The sequence below is a fragment of the Vibrio sp. S234-5 genome, assembly GCF_000960595.1.
In the GTDB taxonomy this organism is placed as follows: Bacteria; Pseudomonadota; Gammaproteobacteria; order Enterobacterales; family Vibrionaceae; genus Vibrio.
In genome coordinates, this window is sequence record NZ_JZAM01000237.1 from 87082 (window position 1) to 110562 (window position 23481).

The 23481-nt window shown below is 48.2% G+C and carries 21 protein-coding genes; 4 read left to right on the forward strand and 17 right to left on the reverse strand.

Going from position 1 to position 23481, the window contains the following annotated elements:
* Positions 1 to 121: 121 nt before the first annotated feature.
* The 3 genes from UF06_RS14825 to prfC all read right to left on the reverse strand — a co-directional run bounded on the left by UF06_RS14825 (position 122) and on the right by prfC (position 2697).
* Positions 122 to 895, reverse strand: a complete 774-nt coding sequence (locus UF06_RS14825; RefSeq protein ID WP_045571128.1) for a TatD family hydrolase — start codon at positions 893 to 895, stop codon at positions 122 to 124.
* On the reverse strand, positions 882 to 1019 hold the full coding sequence (locus tag UF06_RS26890) for a DUF5363 family protein (protein ID WP_161782469.1): 138 nt from the start codon (positions 1017 to 1019) through the stop codon (positions 882 to 884). Before UF06_RS26890 ends, UF06_RS14825 begins: the two co-directional genes overlap by 14 nt.
* An 88-nt stretch (positions 1020 to 1107) precedes the next feature.
* On the reverse strand, positions 1108 to 2697 hold the full coding sequence (gene prfC / locus UF06_RS14830; protein ID WP_045571129.1) for a peptide chain release factor 3: 1590 nt from the start codon (positions 2695 to 2697) through the stop codon (positions 1108 to 1110).
* Between the two features lie 338 nt (positions 2698 to 3035).
* On the opposite strand from prfC, the gene UF06_RS14835 reads away from it, so the two are divergent.
* The gene (locus UF06_RS14835; protein WP_045571130.1) at positions 3036 to 5084 is read left to right on the forward strand and encodes an EAL domain-containing protein; all 2049 of its coding nucleotides are present in this window, start codon (positions 3036 to 3038) and stop codon (positions 5082 to 5084) included.
* On the opposite strand, the gene rimI is transcribed toward UF06_RS14835, so the two are convergent.
* The 4 genes from rimI to UF06_RS14855 all read right to left on the reverse strand — a co-directional run bounded on the left by rimI (position 5071) and on the right by UF06_RS14855 (position 7070).
* A complete protein-coding gene (gene rimI, locus UF06_RS14840; protein WP_045571131.1) occupies positions 5071 to 5523 on the reverse strand; it encodes a ribosomal protein S18-alanine N-acetyltransferase in 453 nt (150 codons plus the stop codon). The two genes, UF06_RS14835 and rimI, sit on opposite strands and share 14 nt — an antisense overlap.
* A gap of 6 nt (positions 5524 to 5529) precedes the next feature.
* A complete protein-coding gene (locus tag UF06_RS14845; RefSeq protein ID WP_045571270.1) occupies positions 5530 to 5931 on the reverse strand; it encodes a DNA polymerase III subunit psi in 402 nt (133 codons plus the stop codon).
* A 124-nt stretch (positions 5932 to 6055) separates the two neighbouring features.
* Positions 6056 to 6559 (reverse strand): N-acetyltransferase, encoded by a 504-nt coding sequence (locus UF06_RS14850; RefSeq protein ID WP_045571132.1) that lies wholly within the window; start codon positions 6557 to 6559, stop codon positions 6056 to 6058.
* Positions 6543 to 7070: an SCP2 domain-containing protein gene (locus tag UF06_RS14855; protein ID WP_045571271.1), complete on the reverse strand. Its 528-nt coding sequence runs from the start codon at positions 7068 to 7070 to the stop codon at positions 6543 to 6545. The genes UF06_RS14850 and UF06_RS14855 overlap by 17 nt, the downstream gene beginning before the upstream one ends.
* A gap of 278 nt (positions 7071 to 7348) precedes the next feature.
* On the opposite strand from UF06_RS14855, the gene UF06_RS14860 reads away from it, so the two are divergent.
* From UF06_RS14860 to UF06_RS14870, 3 genes are all read left to right on the forward strand, one after another.
* The gene (locus UF06_RS14860; protein ID WP_045571133.1) at positions 7349 to 9388 is read left to right on the forward strand and encodes a bifunctional diguanylate cyclase/phosphodiesterase; all 2040 of its coding nucleotides are present in this window, start codon (positions 7349 to 7351) and stop codon (positions 9386 to 9388) included.
* A gap of 146 nt (positions 9389 to 9534) precedes the next feature.
* A complete protein-coding gene (locus UF06_RS14865) occupies positions 9535 to 10548 on the forward strand; it encodes a peptidase U32 family protein (protein WP_045571134.1) in 1014 nt (337 codons plus the stop codon).
* A gap of 12 nt (positions 10549 to 10560) precedes the next feature.
* Positions 10561 to 11442: a U32 family peptidase gene (locus UF06_RS14870; RefSeq protein ID WP_045571135.1), complete on the forward strand. Its 882-nt coding sequence runs from the start codon at positions 10561 to 10563 to the stop codon at positions 11440 to 11442.
* Between the two features lie 49 nt (positions 11443 to 11491).
* Here the strand turns inward: UF06_RS14870 and UF06_RS14875 are convergent, their stop codons facing one another.
* From UF06_RS14875 to rimP, 10 genes are all read right to left on the reverse strand, one after another.
* Positions 11492 to 12829 carry an MATE family efflux transporter gene (locus tag UF06_RS14875; RefSeq protein ID WP_045571136.1) on the reverse strand — a complete coding sequence of 446 codons (1338 nt, stop codon included), beginning with the start codon at positions 12827 to 12829 and terminating at the stop codon, positions 11492 to 11494.
* Positions 12830 to 12887: 58 nt separating this feature from the next.
* On the reverse strand, positions 12888 to 13298 hold the full coding sequence (locus UF06_RS14880) for a MarR family transcriptional regulator (RefSeq protein ID WP_045571137.1): 411 nt from the start codon (positions 13296 to 13298) through the stop codon (positions 12888 to 12890).
* 113 nt (positions 13299 to 13411) lie between these two features.
* Positions 13412 to 14305, reverse strand: a complete 894-nt coding sequence (nlpI, locus tag UF06_RS14885; RefSeq protein WP_045571138.1) for a lipoprotein NlpI — start codon at positions 14303 to 14305, stop codon at positions 13412 to 13414.
* Positions 14306 to 14424: 119 nt separating this feature from the next.
* A complete protein-coding gene (gene pnp / locus UF06_RS14890; RefSeq protein WP_045571139.1) occupies positions 14425 to 16557 on the reverse strand; it encodes a polyribonucleotide nucleotidyltransferase in 2133 nt (710 codons plus the stop codon).
* Between the two features lie 304 nt (positions 16558 to 16861).
* Positions 16862 to 17131, reverse strand: coding sequence for a 30S ribosomal protein S15 (gene rpsO, locus UF06_RS14895; RefSeq protein WP_011079620.1), 270 nt, complete (start codon positions 17129 to 17131; stop codon positions 16862 to 16864).
* 151 nt (positions 17132 to 17282) lie between these two features.
* Positions 17283 to 18227, reverse strand: a complete 945-nt coding sequence (truB, locus tag UF06_RS14900; protein ID WP_045571140.1) for a tRNA pseudouridine(55) synthase TruB — start codon at positions 18225 to 18227, stop codon at positions 17283 to 17285.
* On the reverse strand, positions 18227 to 18622 hold the full coding sequence (gene rbfA / locus UF06_RS14905) for a 30S ribosome-binding factor RbfA (protein ID WP_039430381.1): 396 nt from the start codon (positions 18620 to 18622) through the stop codon (positions 18227 to 18229). Before rbfA ends, truB begins: the two co-directional genes overlap by 1 nt.
* Before the next feature lie 100 nt (positions 18623 to 18722).
* Complete coding sequence (infB, locus tag UF06_RS14910) at positions 18723 to 21443, reverse strand: translation initiation factor IF-2 (RefSeq protein ID WP_045571141.1); 2721 nt, start codon at positions 21441 to 21443, stop codon at positions 18723 to 18725.
* 23 nt (positions 21444 to 21466) lie between these two features.
* Positions 21467 to 22954 carry a transcription termination factor NusA gene (gene nusA, locus UF06_RS14915; protein WP_045571142.1) on the reverse strand — a complete coding sequence of 496 codons (1488 nt, stop codon included), beginning with the start codon at positions 22952 to 22954 and terminating at the stop codon, positions 21467 to 21469.
* A 36-nt stretch (positions 22955 to 22990) separates the two neighbouring features.
* The gene (gene rimP / locus UF06_RS14920; protein ID WP_039430384.1) at positions 22991 to 23446 is read right to left on the reverse strand and encodes a ribosome maturation factor RimP; all 456 of its coding nucleotides are present in this window, start codon (positions 23444 to 23446) and stop codon (positions 22991 to 22993) included.
* Positions 23447 to 23481: the final 35 nt, after the last annotated feature.

The window sequence follows — 23481 nt, forward strand, 5'->3', positions numbered from 1 at the left end:
TAATTAAAGTAATGCCACCTTCACACTTTCCCATCAGACTCGGTGCAAATTCACTTTTGTTTGTGAGTATCTTCACAATAATATATGAGACGACGTATCGTTTGGGTGGGAATGTTGGATTTTATTCACAGATAGAGAACAGCGAATTGCTATTTTTCCAAAGTTGCGAAGCAACCGTTTGCTTTGTCTGATTTTTCAGCTCACAGAGTATAGTCAGGATGTTAACTATTTGTGATGGCGTATTTACCATCCCTTGATAGCCACTCAGTGGCATATCTGGCGCATCGGTCTCCAAAAGCAGATGCTCAAGCGGCAGTTTCGCCACCGCTTGGCGAGTTTTGTTGGCGCGCGGATAGGTGATCGTGCCGCCAATACCGAGCGAGAAACCCAATCTCACCCACTCCATTCCCTGTTCATAACTGCCTGAGAATGCGTGCAGCACGCCCCCTTTAGGCAACTGAGCGGCTTTGACCATCTGGATCAGACGATTGTGCGCCTTACGGCAATGTAAAATAACGGGCAGGCCATACTGCCTCGCTAACTCGAATTGCCACCGTAACGCTTCTTCTTGTAAGGCCGAGTCAACCTCAATAGCAAAGTCTAGGCCACATTCACCAATGGCGACACAGCGCGCCGGACGCGCATCTAATCGTGCCATTAGCTGTGTTTGGTAGAGCGTATAGTCAGCTTTTAAGAAGTAAGGGTGCAAGCCGAGTGCGTAGTAAATCTCTGGATGTTGCGACGACAGCTCAGCGACTCGCGACCAATTTTCCGGGCCAACGGAAGGAATGAGGAATCGCTTCACACCCACGTGCTGAGCAGAGTGCAAGATATGTGAAAATTCGCTCTCAAACACCGGAAAATCAAGGTGGCAGTGACTATCAAACAGCGTCATTGTTATTGCGTTCTCGCGCGGGATCTTGTTTGTAAGGTACGCAACTGCGTTTTTGCTCCGGCGTTAAACCAAGCTCTCGGCACCAATCGTCGTAGCGCTTTAACCACTTTTTCAACCACTGCATGCTCATCACCTCCATACTGTTTTACTCACCATATAAAAAAGCGCCCCGGGCTGCAAACCCAGGGCGACGATTCTCAATCACTCAGCGCTTAGTGCTCACGTGTGGCACGGAACTCAACCTCAGGGAAGCGTTCTTTGGCTAAGTTCAAGTTGACCATGGTTGGCGCAATGTAGGTAAGATTGTCACCACCATCCAGCGCTAGGTTGGCTTGGTTCTTACGTTGGAACTCATCGAGTTTCTTCGCATCCGCACATTCAACCCAACGAGCCGTAGCGACGTTTACGCCCTCGTAGATCGCTTCCACGTTGTATTCTGATTTCAAACGCGCCACCACCACATCAAACTGCAGCACACCGACCGCGCCGACTATCAAATCGTTGTTTTGCCGCGGACGGAAAACTTGCACTGCGCCTTCTTCAGACAGCTGAACCAGCCCTTTGAGTAGTTGTTTTTGCTTTAGAGGATCGCGTAGACGAATACGACGGAACAGCTCTGGGGCAAAGTTGGGAATACCCGAGAACTTCAGTGTTTCACCTTGAGTAAAGGTGTCACCGATTTGAATCGTGCCGTGGTTGTGCAAACCAATGATGTCACCAGCGTAGGCATCCTCAGCACGAGAACGGTCCCCCGCCATAAAGGTCACAGCATCCGAAATATTGACCTGTTTACCAAGGCGAACGTGGTTCATTTTCATTCCTTGGTTATAAGTGCCTGAAACGATGCGCATGAAAGCGATGCGGTCACGGTGTTTCGGATCCATATTGGCTTGGATCTTAAACACGAACCCCGTGAATTTGTCTTCGGTCGCTTCAACCTGACGCTCATTGGCCATACGCGGCAGTGGCGCAGGCGCCCATTGCGTCAGGCCATCCAGCATGTGGTCAACACCAAAGTTACCTAAAGCGGTACCAAAAAACACAGGCGTCAATTCGCCTTTGAGGAACATCTCCAGATCAAACTCGTGCGAAGCGCCCAGCACCAATTCGAGCTCTTCACGCAGTTGCTCAGCCAGATCAGCGCCAATCTCATTATCCAGCTCTGGATTATCTAGCCCTTTGATAATGCGCTCTTCTTGAATCGTGTGACCATGTCCAGTGGCGTACAAAATCGTTTCATCGCGGTGAATGTGGTAGACACCTTTGAACTCTTTACCGCAACCGATTGGCCAAGAGATAGGCGCACACGCGATACTGAGTTCGCTTTCGACTTCATCCAGCAGCTCCATCGGGTCGCGAATATCACGGTCCAATTTGTTCATGAAGGTCACGATCGGTGTATCACGTAGGCGAGTGACTTCCATCAGCTTACGCGTTCGATCTTCAACACCTTTGGCGGCATCGATCACCATCAAGCACGAGTCTACGGCGGTCAACGTACGGTAGGTATCTTCAGAGAAGTCCTCGTGTCCTGGGGTATCAAGCAGGTTGACCAAGCAGTCATTGTAAGGAAACTGCATCACAGAGGTGGTCACCGAGATACCACGCTCTTTCTCCATTTCCATCCAGTCGGATTTGGCATGCTGGCTTGAACCGCGACCTTTCACGGTACCTGCCGTCTGGATAGCACGTCCGAATAACAGGACTTTTTCTGTGATGGTGGTTTTACCCGCATCCGGGTGCGAGATAATAGCGAACGTTCTGCGCTTGGCAACTTCGCTCAAAAATGGAGCATTTGACATGAAACTGGTCTTCTTGTGTGTTCTGGACGGGGAAACGGGCGGCTATCGCTTTTGCTCAATAACCCTTGCAGATAGGAATCTGCGACGCCCCTTCCTAAGGTAGATTCAATTTTGCGCGGTATTCTCGCTTATTATTCGCCAATCGGCAACTCTGGACAGCAAAGAGCCATGTGCTCAACAGATAATCGACGGCCTGCGAGCAGGCAAAATCCCATCACAATGGCACAACTTTTCACATCTATGTGTAGCAACACAAACCATTTTATCTCGTTCAAGTATTTTGGGTTACTTGGCTATATGTTCTATAACTATAGGAGTAAGAAGGATTGGTTGACGGTATGCTAAAAAATAAAAAAGTACATTCTTTAGCTTTTAAGCAGGCAAGAACCGTGTTTCTGGTTTCGGTTGTGCTCGGCCTGTGTTTTAGCTTGTACCATATCCTGATTGATCTCCATCAGGAGCAACGGCGCATCGAAGAACACTATCAGTTTAAGTTGATGCAAAATTACTCCAACGCCAGCCAAGCGGCATACCACTTAAACCACTTGCTCGCGGAGCAAGTCGCCTCCAGTTTGATGATGGATAACGCCGTCTACAGTGTCGCAATTGTCGACGATTTCGGTGATGTTCTCACGCAAAAAAACAGGCCGATTGAAGCTCAAGATATGATCACGCAACTGCTCTCCACCATCTTGACGCCAGCCTCACCGTTTTACAAAACGGAGCTCCACCAGCCCAACTCAAACGTAGTGGTTGGCACGCTCAGCTTTTCCGTCAATGGCTCCAGCATTGCCGAAGCGTTTATCAACAAATCGAGCCGCATCCTGTTATTTGATTTGTTTCGCAATATTCTATTGACCACCATTTTGTTGGCTTTTTTCTATATGAAGCTCTCCAAACCGATTATTACTTTAAACAATTGGGTGAACTCGCTGCAAAACCGCAAGACAGCCATCGAACTTCCTCCTCGCAACAGTAATGACGAGCTAGGCCGTTTGGCGCTCTCTTTTCACAATTTATGGCAAGCGCGCGCGGCGGCGGAAAGCCAGTTAAACCAACTGGCGTACTACGACACCTTAACTGGCCTCGCCAACCGTAGTCTGCTGTTGAAAACGCTCAATGATAGCCTGAATGAAGCGCTGCGAAACAACAGTAGTGGGGTTTTGTTTTACATGGACTTGGATCGATTTAAAACCATCAACGATTCACTCGGCCACACCATCGGCGACAATTTAATGCGGGCCATCGCCAAACGGTTGGAGGGTTGGTTGCATGATGGAGAAACGGCAGCTCGTATCGGTGGCGATGAATTTGCCATTCTGATCCCCAACTTGTCGCTTGAGCATGCAGCAAACAAAGCACAGCAGCTACTCGCTTTAGTATCGAATCCGTATTCGATAGATGACCACCAACTTTACTGCACGGTGAGTATTGGTATTTCTAAATTCCCCAGTGAAGGAATCTCCAGCATTGACGTATTGCGCCAGGCTGATACAGCCTTGTATCGCGCAAAAGTCGCTGGACGCAACAAATACATGTTTTATGAGCCGGAAATGCACGCTCAAGTTGAGTCATTTCTGGAGATTGAAAAAGGTCTGCATGAAGCGCTGCATCGACAACAACTTGAACTCTATTACCAACCTCAAGTGAACGACAAGATGCAGATCATTGGCGTGGAAGCCTTGATTCGTTGGAATCACCCAGAGCGCGGATTGCTCCCTCCTGGTGTTTTCATGCCTATTGCAGAAGAAACCGGACAAATTCTGCAAATCGGTGACTGGATTATCGAACAAGCTTGTTACCAATACGCACAGTGGAAAAAATTGGGCGTTTTGCCGGACACCTTCCGTCGTTTAGCAATCAACATCAGCCCACTGCAGTTTTCTCAACAGTTTTTTGTCGAGCACATTACCCATGCCCTTAAACAAGCGGGGATTTCCGGCGAGCATATCGAGCTGGAAATTACGGAAAGTTTGTTGTTAGAAAACGTTGAAAGCGCGATGAACAAGATGGCACAGCTCAAAGAGCTTGATCTGAAAATTTCCATCGATGATTTCGGTACAGGCTACTCATCCCTGCGCTACCTCAAACATCTGGCGGTGGATGTGCTGAAAATCGACCGCTCCTTTGTTACTCAATTGCATCTGGATCAAAGCGACCAAGCGATCGTCGATACCATTATCATGACCGCGGATCGTCTCAACTTAGAAGTGATCGCCGAGGGTGTGGAAGAGCACGAAGAGATGGAAGCGTTAATGAAGCTTGGTTGTGAGCAGTTTCAGGGCTATCTCTTTGATAAGCCCCAACCAGTTGATATCATCACGCAAAGATTAAAAGAGAACAGCTACGGAGAGACTCGAGCCGCAGTGATGCTCAAAAGCAGTTGAACAGATAACTCATAATAATGGCATCTTCTTGACCGGTTTGGGTCGGGTAGTAATTGCGGCGACGATCCACCTCGTTAAAGCCAGCTTCTTGATACAAGTCCAATGCACGCTGGTTACTCTCACGCACCTCAAGCCAAGCGCTTTGTGCGTTTTGTTGCTCACCTAACTCAATAAAAGCGTCCAACAGCTCACGTCCGTAACCTTTGCCTTGCTGCGTCGGACAGACGGCGATATTGAGTAAAGTCACCTCACCGACAATATTTTGCGCATAAAAATAGCCCACCACTTTGCCATCAACCAGCATCACGTGATGCATTGCACCACGGCTAGAGAGATCGCGGATCAAGCTTTGCGCCCAAGGGTGAGTGTGAGCACGAGTTTCGATCTGATAAACCGCGTCGAGGTGCTCGACGTTCATAGCGACTAAAGTACAACTCATTTCTATTTACTCATAAGCACAAATTTGCTGCCAAAGTGCACGGCGATGCTCGGTATTCCCATCGATTTCACTCAATGTAGGAGAATGCAGTACGTTCACCATGGCAGGTACTGGCTGAGCGACTGTGCCAGCAAACCAGATCCAAGTGAGAGGTTCTAGGTTTACCAGCGCAAGCTCTGCGGGAGAGACGTGTCTCGCTTGTGAAAGTTCAAGCTTGATGCTTTTCAGCACTCTTTCAAACAGCTGCGCGGTTTGATTTTTGGGGCACTGTTCTGCCACCAATAGCAAGCAACACTCAGCCGGTAGCTCGATTTGGGCAAATTGAAATCCGGCCAACCGTTCAGGATGAGTGAGTTCCCAGGTGGCGATACCCATTTGCTGTAAGTAGAGTTTTTCGTTTTCTGACATCATCTGACCATTTCCATCAACGGCACAATAGTATCAAAAATTTGTCGTCGAGTCAGAGCAAGTCTGAAACTGACTTTCTGCGAGCCTCGGAACGCAAAACGGCCTGTACTGCAGGCCGTTTTGCTTAAAACATGGAAAACTCCACACTGTACTCAATGTTACCTTGGCGGCCCTGAAATTCATTGTCGGCTAACGCGAGAGATTGGAAAGCCCCTTCAGGTACCTCCCACTGACATGCAAAACCCAACTCATTCGCAGCAGTAAAACCGAAGCGGTGATAGTAGGCTGGATTTCCTAACACAAAGCAGGCCGGATAACCGAATTCCGCCAAGCAGGTCAGCCCTTCTCGCACCAACTCTGCCCCTATGCCCTGATTTTGGTACTGCGCTTTGACAGCGAGCGGCGCCAAGCCTTGCCATGAAAAGTCCTCGCCATTGAGCGTCACCGGAGAAAACATCGCATGGCCGATCACTTCCCCTTCTTCACTGCACGCCACCAGCGACAAAGTCAAACGCCCATTCTCACGCAGCGCCATCACCAAATTCGCTTCTGCGTCGGTGGGAAACACCGTTTTGAGCAGTGCATCAATCGCCAGGAGATCCGCTGGCGCTTCAGTTCGAATAAGCATTTACAACCCCATTGTCTATTTGGGCTGATTGTACTCCCTTATGAACAAACTCGGCCAGTTGATTTAACAACTGTTGTAGCGCTTTCGGTAACTGTTCTAAGTCAACGCTATCCATCAGATTCTTCACTTCCAAACCCAGTTCCGTGTCGCCTTCAATTGACAAACGGCGTTGGAAAAAGAGGGTGTCTGGATCTTCTTTACGTCCAGCGATCAGTACTAGATCATTGAGATTACCAGCGAAGCTCACCGACGCTTCCACCTCATTCTTGGCCACCACCAGTTGTTCATTCTGATAGCTGATGTACCAATACAGTTGCAGGTCTTTTATCTCTACTTTTAGCCACTTATCTTGTAGAAATTCAAAATCACCATCATCGAGCGCTTCTTTAAAAACCAGTTTCAGCCCTTCAAGCAAGGCTTTTTTCTGTACAGCTTGCGGCAATAACTGGACTGGAGATCGCAAAATTGATGCGGCGTTTTGAACTAGTTGACTGCGAATCTTGTTTATCACGCTCATTTTCCGTTACTTTGTCAAAAGAGCATCTATCTTAGTGGATAGCATGAGAGGAATACCTGTTGTGCATCAAAAAAGACTTTTATACCGATTGCATAACACACTGAGTAAATAGATGACAATGTCCGACGTTTTTTTGACCTTTGATAATTTATTGTCACTATTGTATTGATAAACCCTTTAATAAGCATACTTTCACAGTTATAGTTAGATGGCTCTGCGTTTTTCATTACATGGACGAATAATCACGCTCCCTGGAGCTCGGTAGTACTTTAATGCCATCCAAGCAATTACATCATTGGTTTAAGACACTTACAGCCAACAGCCCATTCTTCTTTGCTATCCTCGATCGTCAGCATGGCTACTGCATGGTGAATGAGCGCTACTGCGATATCTCTGGACTCTCTGAGCAAGAGTTGATCAGTATGAATGATGCAAAAATTCTCGGCGAAAATTTCTACCAAAAACTACGTCCCTACTATCAACGTGCGTTTGACGGTGAATATATAGAAGCGGAAGTGACTCTGGATGAAACCGATCTGGAAACCAGTTTGCATTTCAGCCTATCGCCACTGCGCGACGAAAATGGCATTAAGCACATCGTTTTCCATTCCATCGACACCTCAGAAAAACAGATTTTAATCAAATCGCTTGAAGAATCAGAAAGTAAGTTCTCACAGTTAACGCAACTGCTACCAGACGGTTTGTTGCTGGTTGAGGATGATTCGGTTTTATTTGCCAATCCTGCTGCCGCTCGGCTGCTGGGTTTTAACTCCCCTCATGACTTGCTCGGGGAAGAGTTGAGCCGCTTGTTCATGGATGAAAAGACCAAAATGGTCTTTCGCCACAAGCTTTCGACTTTGCTTTCCAGCAAAGCGTTTGTCTGTATGACCAGTGCACGTTGCGGTTTCGAGCGCCGCGTTCAGTTGCATGCCGACAACACCACGGTATTGGGCAACCAGTCACAACTCATTTTGATCCAAGATGCGGATGAAACGCCCAAACAGCTCTCTAATCAAGGCGATGACGATATTCATATCGACTCTCTGACTAAGCTGTATAACCGCTTTGGCTTTACCAAACGACTCGAACAGTTAATAAAAAACCAAACCCCGTTGCTGCTTTTGTATTTGGACATTGATAACTTCAAAAACATCAACGACTCGCTAGGCCACCATATTGGCGATCGCGTGATTCTGGAAGTCTCTGCGCGGTTAAAACGCCTTTTACCGCAGCATGCCGTGATTGGCCATTTAGGCGGAGATGAGTTTGGTGTCATTTTACCCGAACCTGAAAACAACCGCATGGCAGAGCTGTTGTCAGATAGAATCATCGCATTGATCAATCAACCCTTTGATCTGCACCATTTCAGTAAACGCCTCGCCTGCTCGATTGGTAGTGTGCGTTACCCAGAAGACGGGCAAGACGCTCGTGTCTTGCTGCAAAATGCCGATACCGCGATGTACGAAGCCAAAGATCGCGGCCGCAATCGTCTGATTAAGTTTAATGATCAGATGAACAAAGAAGCGCGGATGCGCTTATGGCTGGAGATAGAGCTACAAAAAGCGCTGCAACAGAACGGTTTGGAAGTGTGGTATCAACCAAAGGTTAACGCGCGTGACTTCAGCATTAATGGCGCCGAAGCGTTAGTACGCTGGAAACATCCTGTCGAAGGCTACATCAGCCCAGCCGCGTTCATCCCGGTCGCTGAAAAAGCGGGCCTCATTGAGCACTTAGGCCGCGTGGTGATGCGTGAAGTGTTTAACACGGTTAAACGCTGGAAGCTGCAAGGTATTTTACCCGGTCGTGTGGCAATCAACCTCTCTCCCGAGCAGTTCGGTAATCCCCAATTGATTGATTTTATGGAAAAGCTGCTCAGAACCACAGAGCTCGATCCTAGCTGCATCACCTTTGAACTGACCGAAAGCGCGGTAATGAGCGACAGCGAGCATACGCTGCAAATGCTCAACTCCATCAAGAAATTAGGCTTTTCATTATCGATAGATGATTTTGGCACTGGCTATTCATCACTGGCCTACCTCGCTCGCTTTCCGATTGATGAGCTGAAAATTGACCGAGCCTTTATCAACGACATTGACGTGTTACCCAAACAAGTTACGGTGATCGAAAACATCATCAATCTCGGCAAATCACTGGATCTCACTGTGGTGGCAGAAGGGGTGGAAACCCATCAACAAGCCGCTTTGCTCTCCAATTTACGTTGTCACTCTATCCAAGGCTTTCACTTCTATCGCCCTCAGCCTAAGCATGACATCGAAGAGCTGTTCGCGCAAAACCGTCGCCACAAAAACTAATCAATGTTGGCTATTACCCCTTTATCGCCACTACCCATAATGGGTAAATATCGGATTTATTGCGACAAACCTAATTTACATCAAATCGACTATTCATAATCCTTCATAAAATGCTGCCACCTTTTCGTCTCGATTTTAGACAGCATATGGAACTCCTTTGCCCGGCAGGTAACCTCCCTGCGCTAAAAACCGCCATCGATTGCGGTGCCGATGCGGTGTACATCGGTTTTAAAGATGATACCAACGCCCGCCATTTTGCTGGCCTCAACTTTACTGGCAAAAAACTGGATAAAGCGGTTGAGTACGTTCACGACCGACAAAAAAAAATCCACATAGCATTAAACACCTTTGCCCATCCGGATGGTTTTCATCGCTGGACTGACGCCGTGGACAGGGCCGCTGAGATCGGCGTGGATGCTTTGATTGTTGCAGACATCGCCATTTTGCAATACGCCGCCGAGAAGTACCCTGAATTAGAGCTGCATCTTTCAGTACAAGCTTCCGCCACCAATGTTGCGGCTATCGAGTTCTACAAGCAGAATTTCAACGTCAAACGTGTCGTGCTACCACGTGTTCTTTCCATCCATCAAGTGAAACAGCTCTCCAGAAACACCCCAAAAGATGTTGAACTGGAAGTGTTTGCTTTCGGTAGCTTGTGCATCATGTCGGAAGGTCGCTGCTATCTCTCTTCCTACCTGACTGGCGAGTCACCGAACACCGTCGGAGCCTGTTCGCCCGCTAAATATGTTCGCTGGCAAGAGACCGACTCGGGTCTGGAGTCGAGATTGAACAACATTTTGATCGACCGATACGCACACGGAGAAAACGCAGGTTACCCGACGCTGTGTAAAGGTCGCTTTGAGGTTGATATTGAGGGCGAACGCAAACGCTATCACGCACTGGAAGAGCCCACCAGCCTCAATACCCTTTCACTCTTGCCGGAACTGTTTGCCGCCAATGTAGCCTCGGTGAAGATCGAAGGGCGACAACGTAGCCCCGCTTACGTCGAGCAAGTGACTCGTACCTGGCGCGCGGCCATCGATCACTACCAAGCCAACCCACACGCTTATCAAGTGCAAGAGGCGTGGAATGCCGCACTGGCCAATGTCTCAGAAGGCCGACAAACCACGCTCGGCGCCTACCATCGCCAGTGGCAGTAACGAGGAATTAGCATGAAATACTCACTTGGCCCTTTGCTGTACTTTTGGCCAAAACAGAATGTCGAAGCCTTCTACCAACAGGCAAAGCAGAGCTCGGCAGACATCATCTATCTAGGCGAATCGGTCTGTTCAAAACGACGTGAAATGAAACCCGCTCACTGGTTTGAGTTGGCTAAAGAGCTCTCTTCGGCAGGAAAACAAGTGGTGATTTCGACCATGGCACTGCTTGAAGCACCAAGCGAAGTCAATGTGATGAAGAAATACATCGATAATGGTGACTTTGCCATCGAAGCCAACGACGTGGCCGCGATTCAAATGGCGCATGAAAAAAAGGTGCCATTTATCGTCGGCCCGGCGATAAACAGCTACAACGCCCACACACTCAATGTGTTGCTAAAGCAAGGCATGATTCGCTGGTGTATGCCGGTTGAGCTATCAAAGCAGTGGTTGCAGAATGTCTTAACTCAATGTGAGTCGCTCGGCATCCGTCAGCAGTTTGAAGTGGAAGTATTCAGCCACGGTTATCTGCCTTTGGCGTATTCGGCGCGTTGTTTTACCGCTCGAGCGGAGAATCGCGCCAAAGACGATTGCGAAACTTGCTGTATCAAATATCCCACAGGTATTCAGGTTTGCAGCCAAGAGGGGCAGAGCGTGTTTAACCTCAATGGCATCCAAACCCAATCCGGTTACTGCTACAACCTGATAAACGATCTGGCGGGGATGCACGGTTTGGTTGATGTGGTGCGCCTAAGCCCGCTTGGTCTGGATACCTTTTCGCAGCTCGATCGATTCAGAGCCAATGAAAATGGCCAGCAACCGAGCACAATTGGTGATCATCAATGCAATGGTTACTGGCATCAGATTGCTGGACTGGAAGTCAAAAACATCTGTTGATCCATTCATCAAGGCGGAGCCGAGGATCGATTTCTCTTCGCTCCGCACTTTAGTTGGCTTTCGCCGCTAGCGCATCCGCTGGCATTTGCCTCATATCTCGCCATAACATCACCGCCACCACACTGCTTAAGGCAATATTCGATAACGGGAATGCCAACCACACGCCAGTAATGCCAAATAACTTAGGCATGACGAAAAGAAAAGGCAGTTGCACCAGCATATTGCCGATGCTGACAAACAGCGCCTTGCCGCCACGATTGATCGACTGATAGTAGGCGGCACACACCACTAAAAAACCGTCGAGAAACATCGCGAACATATGCAGTCGAATTCCGGTGACGGTACTTTCGGTTAAAGCTTGATCATGAGCGTTAAACACCGCGACCACATTTTCCGGAAAAAGATTCAAAAGCACGACAAACACGACTCCGGTGAGCACAGCCGAACTCATCGCCACTTTGAGCAACTTACGAATATTGCTGCGATTACCCGCACCGTGATTGAAACTGGCCAAAGGCTGCATGCCGTTGGCAATCCCCTCTGCAATCAAGTAGTAAACCACCACGATGTAGCCCAAAATGGCATACGCCCCCACTAAAATCGGGCTGCCATATTGAAGGAGTAAACTGTTGTGCAGCGCAACCATCATCGAACCATAAGCGTACATAAAAAAGCTGGAAGTACCGACTGCCACTATGTTCGGCAATGCGCGCCATTGGAACGCATAGCTATCGCGACTTAAGCGCAGTTTCGCTTTGCGTGATAGGAAATAACTCAGTCCGACAACAGTGACGATCATCTGCGCCAACGCCGTTGCGATTGCTGCGCCCGTCAATTGCCACTGCAACACCCCGATCAAAAGATAATCGAGCACAATATTGCTCACCGCACCCAGGATCATCAGCATAGTCGCCAGATTGGGGCTGCCATCGTTGCGCAGTAAGATGGGCATCGCTATCGACCCCAAGGTAAAGACGCACGAGTACACCAGCACCTCTAAGTACTGCAATCCAAGCTGGTATACCGCACCTTCGGCGCCCTGCCAACGGAGAAAATCGTCCGCGTAGTTGGCCAGCAGCCAGGCAACAATGGGACTTATCAACAGCAGCAGCGACAAGCCTGTCGACAGAAGCTTTCTGGCTTGCTCAAGATCTTTCTCACCCAGTTTGATTGACGCCAAAGCGCCAGTGCCGACTCCAACCATCAAACCGATGCCGAGCACCGAACCAATCAGCGGCCAAGCGACATTAATCCCCGCCAGCCCTTCTGCCCCAACGTAGTGGCCAATAAAAATCCCATCCACAACTTGGTATAAACCGTTAACCAACATGGCGGCAATCGTGGGAATCGCGTAGCGCCAAAATTGGCGGTAAATCGACACTTGCATTTTTTACTACTCTGTATGCTCTTCAACGAAGAGATAATTCAACAAGCTAACCTTGGGCTTATCCCAATGCCTTGGTTAGCAGATTGTCTAACTGAATACGCTCATCCTGAGAGAGATTTTTGCCAACTTCATCGGCGATAAGTGCATAGACCGCAAGCTCAAGTGCCAAATGTTGCTTCGCTCGTTCGGTCAAAGAGATCCGTTTGGCTCTCGCATCCGTTGAACACGGTACGCGGACAAGCAGGCCTTTGCTCTCCAATTTGGTCACCATATTGGTCGCAGAAGGCTTCGACACTTCTAAAGCATTCGCTAAGTCGGTGAGTCGAATAGGATCGGGTAAAGATTGCACCGCTTTTAGGTAGTCGTACTCGTTAAAACTCAAATGGCCAATAGGATCTTCTTTGGCAGTTTGTCGCCATACTTTGGCAGAAAAGCGTTCCAACTTTTCTAGCTGTAAACTCAGGGTCATAACACACTCATTTAATTAGCCTAACTAACTATTATAATAACTCAATTGGTTTTGCCTAGCCCCAAAAAATAAAACCGCCAAAAAGGCGGTCATAAAATAACGGGATAATGTAACTATTTAGCCTTCGCCATGCGTTCAGCCTGTAGCTGGTCAAAAATATTACCTAACTCAAGAAAAGCATAACGGTGCTCAACGTATTCATAGACGTTAAAAGAAATAGCCAGTTTATACAATGATATAGCATTAGCAAAGTCGCCTTTCAGCTGATAGCGTTTTGCCAGATAGAAGTAGACTTCCGTCAAACGCTGAGCCAGCAAAACATTTTCTCTCGATGCGTCAATGATCGCTTTGAATGCCTGTTCTTCTGAGACTTGCTCCGCCATCAGCGCCACTAAAACCCATCCCCACTCTTCACTGCGTTGGCGATAGCGCTCAAGCAGATCATTTTTTGCCACTACGGGATCGATTTCCGCTTCAATAATATACAGCCACAGTGCACGGAAAGGATCGCTTGGGTCATCGTGATAATGTTTCGCCATTTCGTCGCGAGCCAAATCCAAACGACCACCATAGTAGAGAGCAATAGCACGATTGCGTTCTGCGTAACTATTGTGTGGGTCAAGCTCTAAGGTTGAATCAAAAGCTTCATAGGCCGCGTCGTATTCACCAACCTGAGTGTAGTAGACGCCCAACAAATTAAAGATATCTGGCTGAGATGGATTCAGTTGTAGAGATTGGCTAAAGTCCAAGCGCGCTAAATCTCTCAAACCGACACTGTCATAGTAATTGCCGCGTTCATAGTGCATTTTTGCCCGAACGGGATCGCTGAGATCTGGGCGCTGTAAAAGCTGAGATAGGCGTGCAATCTGCACTTCTTGCTGCACGCTCGCCTGCAAAGGTACGGCCATTGGAGGGTACATCCACTGACTCTTGTTACTACTAAGGGTAGAGGCACAGCCTGTTGTCGCTAAGGCTAGGCAAAGGCCGACGGTTTGAAACCATTTCACTCAGGGAGACTCCTGTTAGACCGCAATAAAAAAGGGAGCAAAGTTGCTCCCTTTATAACATGCTTTCAGCGCCTTAAGCGAGAAAAGCGCCAAATTACGGTGTTATGCCGCGTGTTGGCTTACTCTTCTACCGCTGGTGCTGCTGGCGTTTCTGCCTCCACAGGCTTTTCTACCGCTTCTTTCATGCTCAGACGCACGCGGCCTTGGCGGTCGATTTCCAGTACTTTAACTTGCACTTCTTGGCCTTCAGACAGCACATCTGACACTTTCTCGATGCGCTTGTCAGCGATTTGAGAAATGTGCACTAGACCATCTTTGCCTGGCAGGATGTTAACGAATGCACCGAAGTCAGCAAGACGTGCCACTTTACCAGTGTAAATACGGCCAACTTCCACTTCAGCGGTGATCTCTTCGATACGACGGATCGCTTCTTTCGCTTGCTCACCAGAGGTAGCTGCAATCTTAATCGTGCCGTCATCTTCGATTTCGATGGTAGTGCCAGTTTCTTCAGTCAACTGACGAATCACTGCACCACCTTTACCGATCACGTCTTTGATCTTGTCAACGCTGATCTTCATGGTGTGGATACGTGGCGCGAACTGAGAGATATCATCACGAGCACCAGCAATCGCTTGATCCATAACCGATAGGATGTGCTTACGTGCACCTTGAGCTTGGTTAAGCGCAATTTGCATGATCTCTTTAGTGATACCTTCGATCTTGATGTCCATTTGAAGTGCAGTGATACCAGTTGAAGTACCCGCGACTTTAAAGTCCATGTCACCTAGGTGGTCTTCATCGCCAAGGATATCTGAAAGAACAACGAAATCGTCGCCTTCTTTCACTAGACCCATTGCGATGCCCGCAACAGAAGCCTTGATTGGCACACCAGCATCCATAAGCGCTAGAGAAGTACCACATACAGAAGCCATTGAAGATGAACCGTTAGATTCCGTGATTTCTGAAACAACACGTACTGTGTATGGAAACTCATCAATTGATGGCATTACCGCGGCAATACCACGCTTCGCAAGTTTACCGTGACCAATTTCACGACGTTTAGGAGAACCGACAAAGCCCGTTTCGCCTACACAGTAAGGAGGGAAGTTGTAGTGTAGTAGGAAGTAATCTTTCTTCTCACCAGTGAGCTCATCGATGATTTGTGCATCACGCTGAGTACCTAGCGTTGCCGTTACTAGCGCCTGAGTTTCACCACGAGTGAACAGCGCACTGCCGTGAGTACGTGGAAGAACACCAGTACGAACATCTAGTGCACGAACCATGTCTTTTTCACGGCCATCGATGCGAGGGTTGCCAGCAATGATGCTACGACGCACAACGGTCTTCTCTAGATCGTGGAAGATAGTGTGAATTTCTTTCGCATCGGCTTCTGGGTCTTCTGCAAGGATAGCTGCATTCACTTCTGCCGCAATCTCATGGATACGGTCGTAACGAGCCATTTTTTCAGTGATTTGGTAAGCTTCAACCAGTTTCGCTTCTGCTAGATCAGCCACTTTCTCGTTTAGAACGGTGTTCGCTTCAGGAGCAACCCAGTTCCAAGATGGCGTCGCAACTTCTGCTGCGAATTCGTTGATCGCTTTGATCACGGCTTGTTGTTGGTCGTGACCAAATACCACTGCAGATAACATTTCTTCTTCGGTTAGGTTGTCCGCTTCTGACTCAACCATTAGAACTGCAGATTCAGTACCCGCAACAACGAGATCTAGACGAGATGCGTTTAGTTCAGTGTTACTTGGGTTTAGTACGAGTTGACCATCAATGTGACCAACACGTGCAGCACCGATAGGACCGTTGAATGGGATACCAGAGATAGCAAGCGCTGCAGAGGTGCCAATCATGGTTGGGATATCTGGTTGTACGTCTGGGTTAACAGACACGACCGTTGCGATAACTTGTACTTCATTATTAAAACCCTCTGGGAATAGAGGACGAATTGGGCGGTCGATTAGACGAGCCGTCAGAGTTTCACCTTCAGATGGGCGACCTTCACGCTTGAAGAAACCACCAGGGATTTTACCTGCAGCGTAAGTACGCTCTTGGTAGTTTACGGTTAGCGGGAAGAAGTCTTGACCTGCAACCGCTTCTTTTTTACCAACCACAGAAACAAATACCGCAGTATCGTCCATGGTCACCATCACAGCGGCAGTAGCCTGACGCGCGATTACGCCAGTTTCCAGTGTCACGGTGTGGTTGCCGTACTGGAATGTTTTAACAACTGGTTTTTCGAACATGTTTATTCCTTGCTCTAAGCACACGCTTAGATAAATTAAATGAGGCTCAGAACACTACGAATCGCGACTAGTAAAAATAGGCTTGCGCTGCGCGTTTGACACGATGGGAAAACAAACCGACTTTTAATAGTCGCGACCTTTAGGTCGACGAGGTTGACTGTAATGCCTGAACTGATGAGTTATCTCATGAGTTGAGATAAAGCCGTGCGTAGTATAACGACTTGAAACCGATTTGGCTAAATTTAGGTAACAAAAAAGGGGCTTACGCCCCTTTTTTAAACAAACTGTACTATGCAGCCACTGATTAGCGACGTAGGCCTAGACGTTTGATTAGGTCTTGGTAGCGAGCTAGATCTTTACCTTTTAGGTAATCTAGAAGCTTACGACGACGAGAAACCATGCGTAGCAGACCACGACGGCTGTGGTGATCGCCTTTATGCGCTTGGAAGTGACCTTGTAGGTGGTTGATAGAAGCAGTCAGTAGAGCTACTTGTACTTCTGGTGAACCAGTGTCGCCTTCGCCACGTGCGTAGTCAGCAACGATTGCTGCTTTAGTTTCTGCATTCAGAGACATAATTCTCTCCTAATAAGAGTAGGTTAGTGTTTGTGCCAGCCAATCTCTGATTCAGCCGACACGCGAAGCGCGGATTATAGGGAATATTCACTTGCCACGCAATGAAAAAATGCTGGCACATTGACCAGCATTGTCACTGTCAGTCGTTTCATTACTCTTCGTGACGAAAGACCACTAAACGTTTGGGCGCAATCTTACCGTCGTCGTTCATTTCTCCGACACCAATAAACAGCCTTTCCTCACCCATGGTCAAACGCACCGTCCCTTCGGTTGGCGCACCAAACACTTGCACGGCTTGACCATGCTGCACCATATCCGCTAGTTCAGGGATAAGATTCACCTCCGGCAAATCTTCAACGGCGGTATCCATCGGCAGCAACAGGGGATCAAGCAGTTCGCGCGGAGCGATTTCTTCACGTTGCGCTTGCTCCAGCAATTCGTTGAGTTGCTCAAGCGTTACCATTTTCTGGTAAGGGTAGTTAGCGACCGCAGTGCGACGCAGCATCGTAACGTGTGCACCACAACCCAACATTTCACCGAGATCGTCGACAATGGTACGAATATAAGTGCCTTTCGAGCAATGCACTTCCATCTCTACTTCATCGCCAGAAAAACGGTGCAGCACGATCTCGTGTACCGTGATTTTGCGCGACTCTCGCGGAACTTCGATGCCTTTGCGTGCGTACTCATACAAGGGCTTACCTTGATACTTCAGCGCCGAAAACATCGAAGGAACTTGATCCGATTCGCCACGAAATTGCTCAATACAGGCTTCGAGCTTAGCAAGACTCACGTCAATTGGACGTGTTTCGACCACTTCACCATCGGAATCGGAGGTGTTGGTACGCTCACCAAGTTTGGCGATCACGCGATAACGCTTATCTGAATCGAGCAAAAATTGAGAGAACTTGGTTGCTTCGCCAAGACAAATCGGCAACATACCAGTTGCCAACGGATCTAATGCGCCTGTATGCCCCGCTTTTTCAGCAAAGTAGATTCGTTTGACTTTTTGCAGCGCATCGTTAGAAGAGATACCCGTGGGTTTATCCAACAAAATAACGCCATCAATCGGACGACCTTTGCGACGACGAGCCATTACTCTTCGTCCTCACGGCCAGAATCTTTCTGCTTGAGCTTGTCTTTGTTGACCACTTCTGTCACTAAGTTCGACATCCGCATACCTTCAACTAAGGTATTGTCGTAGTAGAAACGCACTTCTGGAGTCAAACGCAGGCGAATGCGCTTACCGAGCATCATTCGAATGTGTACTTCATGTTCGCGCAGCGCAGCCAAACAAGACTCTGGTGTTTGCTCGCCGATGCACAAAAAGGTAACGAACACTTTGGCGTAAGCCAGGTCACGGGAAACCTCAACATCGGAGATGGTGACCATTCCCAGACGAGAATCGCGAACTTCGCGCTGAAGGATCATCGCAAGTTCTTTTTGCAGCTGCTGGGAGACACGCTGCGTACGGCTAAATTCTTTTGACATATCTTTTCTCATATATAGAAAGAATGGGGGGATGGATAATCCAGCCCCCCATGGCGTATTCAACAACCTATCATTGCCAGGTGGCAATAACGTTAGTCAATTAATCGATGGTACGCTGAATCTCGATCGTTTCGAATACTTCGATCTGGTCGCCAACGCGAACATCGTTGTAGTTCTTAACGCCGATACCACACTCGTAGCCATTCTTAACTTCAGCAACGTCATCTTTAAAGCGACGTAGGGACTCAAGCTCACCTTCGTAAATAACCACGTTATCACGTAGTACGCGAATTGGTGCGTTACGCTTGATCAGGCCTTCTGTCACCATACAGCCAGCAATTGCGCCCAGTTTTGGTGACTTAAACACGTCACGAACTTCAGCTAGACCAATGATCTCTTGCTTGAATTCTGGAGCAAGCATACCGCTCATTGCTTGTTTCACTTCGTCAATCAGCTGATAGATGATTGAGTAGTAGCGTAGATCAACGCTTGCCGTTTCGATTGCACGACGTGCAGAGGCATCGGCACGAACGTTAAAGCCAAGAATGATTGCGTTAGACGCTTCAGCCAAGACTGCGTCAGTTTCCGTGATACCGCCAACACCAGAGCCAACGATGTTCACTTTCACTTCTTCTGTTGAAAGTTTCGTCAGTGAATCTGCGATTGCTTCAACAGAGCCTTGTACGTCTGCTTTCAGTACGATGTTCAACTCAGCCACATCACCAGCCGTCATGTTAGAGAACATATTCTCAAGTTTAGACTTTTGCTGACGAGCAAGTTTCACTTCACGGAACTTGCCTGCACGGTAGTTCGCAACTTCACGCGCTTTACGCTCATCACGAACAACAGTAGCTTCATCACCCGCGGCTGGAACACCAGAAAGACCAAGAATTTCTACAGGAATTGATGGGCCCGCTTCGTTCACTTCATTGCCGATTTCATCACGCATTGCACGTACGCGACCATATTCTTGGCCACATAGAACAATATCACCTTTGCGTAGCGTACCGGACTGCACCAGTACGGTAGCAACCGGACCGCGTCCTTTATCAAGACGAGATTCAACAACCACACCAGAAGCCATACCTTCTTTCACCGCTGTCAGCTCGAGAACTTCTGCTTGTAGAAGAATCGTTTCTAGCAACTGGTCGATGTTGGTACCTTGTTTCGCAGAGATGTGGACAAACATGTTTTCACCGCCCCACTCCTCAGGCATAACGCCGTATTGAGACAGCTCGTTCTTCACGTTGTCGGGATTCGCTTCTTCTTTATCGATCTTATTCACGGCAACAATCAGAGGAACAGCTGCCGCTTTCGCGTGCTGAATCGCTTCCACAGTTTGTGGCATTACGCCATCATCTGCCGCAACGACAAGGACAACGATATCCGTCGCTTGAGCACCACGAGCACGCATTGCGGTAAAGGCCGCGTGTCCAGGAGTATCTAGGAAGGTGATCATGCCGTTTGGTGTTTCTACATGGTAGGCACCAATGTGCTGCGTAATACCACCCGCTTCACCAGAAGCAACGTGTGTACGACGAATATAGTCCAGCGTTGACGTCTTACCGTGGTCAACGTGACCCATGATAGTCACAACAGGCGCACGAGGTACGGATTCGAACTTGTCGTCACGATCCAACAGAACGGCCTCTTCGAGTTCGTTCTCTTTACGCAGAACGACTTTGTGGCCCATCTCCTCAGCAACCAGTTGCGCAGTTTCTTGGTCAATCACTTGATTGATAGTCGCCATCGCGCCCATCTTCATCATAACCTTGATGACTTCAGTCGCTTTAACCGACATCTTGTTCGCCAACTCAGAGACAATGATAGTCTCGCCGACAACTACATCGGATTTCGCCACAACTGCTGTTTTATCGAAACCATGTTGCATTGACTTCGGCTTAGACAGTTTGCCTTTACGTCCGCCTTTCCCGCCACGCTGAACGCGTGGACCACCACGCTCATCATCTTCACTTGCTTTGGTTGATGACTTGGTTTTTTTCTTCTTGCGACGAGCGGCTTCTTCTTGACGATCTGCTTCATCTTCGGCTTCACGTGCGTATTGTGAAGTCGTTACATGGTAATCTGTATCTTCCATATCACCCTTTTTCTCTTCTGCAGCAGACCAACGCTCTTTGTTCTTTTCAGCCAATTCGCGAGCTTCCTCAAGCTTGCGCTGACTTTCCTCTTCAGCCTTACGCTTAGCTTCTTCTTCCTGACGACGTTTTAGCTCTTCGGCCTCTTTTCGCGCTGCTTCTTGCTTAATTTTTTCTTCTGCATCACGTTTTGCTTTTTCTTCAGCAGCACGTTCCGCTTTCTCTTGTGCATCACGGTCAACCGATTTCTCAGCATCACGTTTTGCTTCGTCTGCGGCACGTTTTGCAGCTTCTTCTGCTTCACGTTTTGCCGCTTCTTCCGCATCACGCTTCGCTGCTTCCTCGGCTGCACGTTTTGCTGCTTCTTCAGCTTCACGTTGCGCCGCTTCTTCAGCTTCGCGTTTTGCTTCGTCTTCGATTGTACTGCGTTTTACGTAGGTACGTTTCTTGCGCACTTCAACCTGAACATTCTTACTCTTACCGCCACCAGCGCTTACACTAAGCGTGCTGCGAGTTTTACGCTGTAAAGTCAAGCGAGTCGGAGCCGTGTCACCTGACGTGTCACCGTGCTCTTTCTTCAGATGAGAGAGAAGCTTCTGCTTCTCTTCATCCGTCACATTATCTGTGCTCGCTTTTTTCATTCCAGCATCAGCAAGTTGCTCTAATAAGCGGTCAACTGGCGTACCAATTTCTTCACTCAGTGCTTTAACTGTAAGTTGTGTCATGCCGCTTTCTCCCCTTGCTGAAATTATGCTTCTTCTCCGAACCAACAGATGTTACGCGCAGCCATGATGAGTTCACCTGCTCGTGCTTCTGTTAGGCCTTCGATACCTTCTAAGTCATCAATACCCTGGTCAGCCAAATCTTCCAGTGTCGCAACACCTTTTGCTGCCAGTTTGAATGCCATTTCGCGTTCGAGCCCTTCAAGGCGAAGCAGATCTTCTGCTGGCTCTAGGCCTTCAAACGCTTCTTCCTGTGCCAATGCGATAGTGGTCAATGCATCTTTTGCACGGCTACGTAGCTCCTCAATCAGGTCTTCATCAAGGCCTTCAATATCGAGCAGCTCATTCACAGGAACGTAAGCAATCTCTTCAAGAGTAGAGAAGCCTTCTTCAACCAACAGTTGAGCGAAATCTTCTTCGACATCTAGATATTTCATGAAGTTATTAATAGACGCTTGAGACTCTTCAGCATGCTTCTTCTGCAGATCTTCAACCGTCATGACGTTCAGTTCCCAACCTGTTAGTTGAGAAGCCAAACGAACGTTTTGACCGTTACGGCCGATCGCTTGTGCTAGGTTACCCGCTTCTACTGCGATGTCCATTGAGTGTGCATCCTCATCGACGATGATAGATGCTACATCCGCTGGCGCCATCGCGTTGATCACGAATTGCGCTGGGTTATCATCCCAAAGAACGATGTCAATACGCTCACCGCAAAGTTCGCCGGAAACCGCTTGAACACGAGCACCACGCATACCAACACAAGCGCCGACAGGGTCAATACGTCTGTCGTTCGTTTTAACAGCGATCTTAGCACGAGAGCCTGGGTCACGTGCAGCGCCTTTTAGTTCAATGATCTCTTCCGCAATTTCTGGCACTTCTACACGGAATAGCTCTGCCAGCATTTCTGGCTTTGAACGTGTGATAAACAGTTGGAAGCCGCGAGCCTCTGGTGCAACCTTGTATAGTAGGCCACGAACACGGTCTCCTGGGCGGAAGTTTTCACGTGGTAGCTGATCATCACGAAGAATCACCGCTTCGGCGTTGTTACCTAAATCCAGCACAACCGTTTCACGGTTTACTTTTTTCACAACACCCGTGATCAGATCACCTTCGTTGTCGATAAACTGCTCGACGATCTGTGCACGTTCAGCTTCACGTACTTTTTGCACGATCACTTGTTTTGCGGTTTGTGTGGTGATGCGGTCAAAAGTAACTGATTCAATCTTATCTTCGATATAGTCACCGATTTCAACCGAATCATCGTCAAAGCTTGCCGCTTCAAACGAGATCTCTTTGGTTGGGTTTTCTACATTCTCTACCACTAGCCAACGGCGAAAAGTTTCGAATTCACCCGTTTTACGATCGATAGCAACACGAACATCAATTTCAATTTCGTATTTTTTCTTAGTTGATGTCGCCAGAGCAATTTCTAGCGCTTCAAAGATACGCTCACGAGGTACCGCTTTTTCGTTGGATACCGCTTCTGCTACCGCTAAAATTTCTTTACTCATTTAATTAGCCTCTAAGCTGAAAACTTTTTTAGGGAACTAAAATTTAGGGATCAGGTTAGCTTTTGAAATATTGCTCAGGGCAAATTCTTCCTGCTGTCCATCAACGATAACCATGATGGTTTCGCCATCCACACCCTGGATAACACCTTTCCATTTACGGCGGTTACTTGCAGCCATTTTCAAAACGATGCTGACCTCGTGACCAATAAAGTGCTCATAATGCGCTGGCTTAAAGAGCGGCCTGTCCAAACCTGGTGAAGAAACTTCCAAGTTGTAGGCCACAGTGATCGGATCTTCAACATCCAGCACAGCACTGACTTGACGGCTAACCTCGGCGCAATCTTCAACCGTAATTCCGTTTTCATGATCAATGTAAATACGTAATGTTGAGTGTTCACCCGCGCGGATAAACTCTAATCCAACGAGTTCATAGCCTGAAGCACCGACAGGCGCTTCAAGCATTTCAGTAAGTTGTCTCTCTAAACCAGTCATTTAAACCACTCCAGAAACAAAAAAAGGGCTCAGAG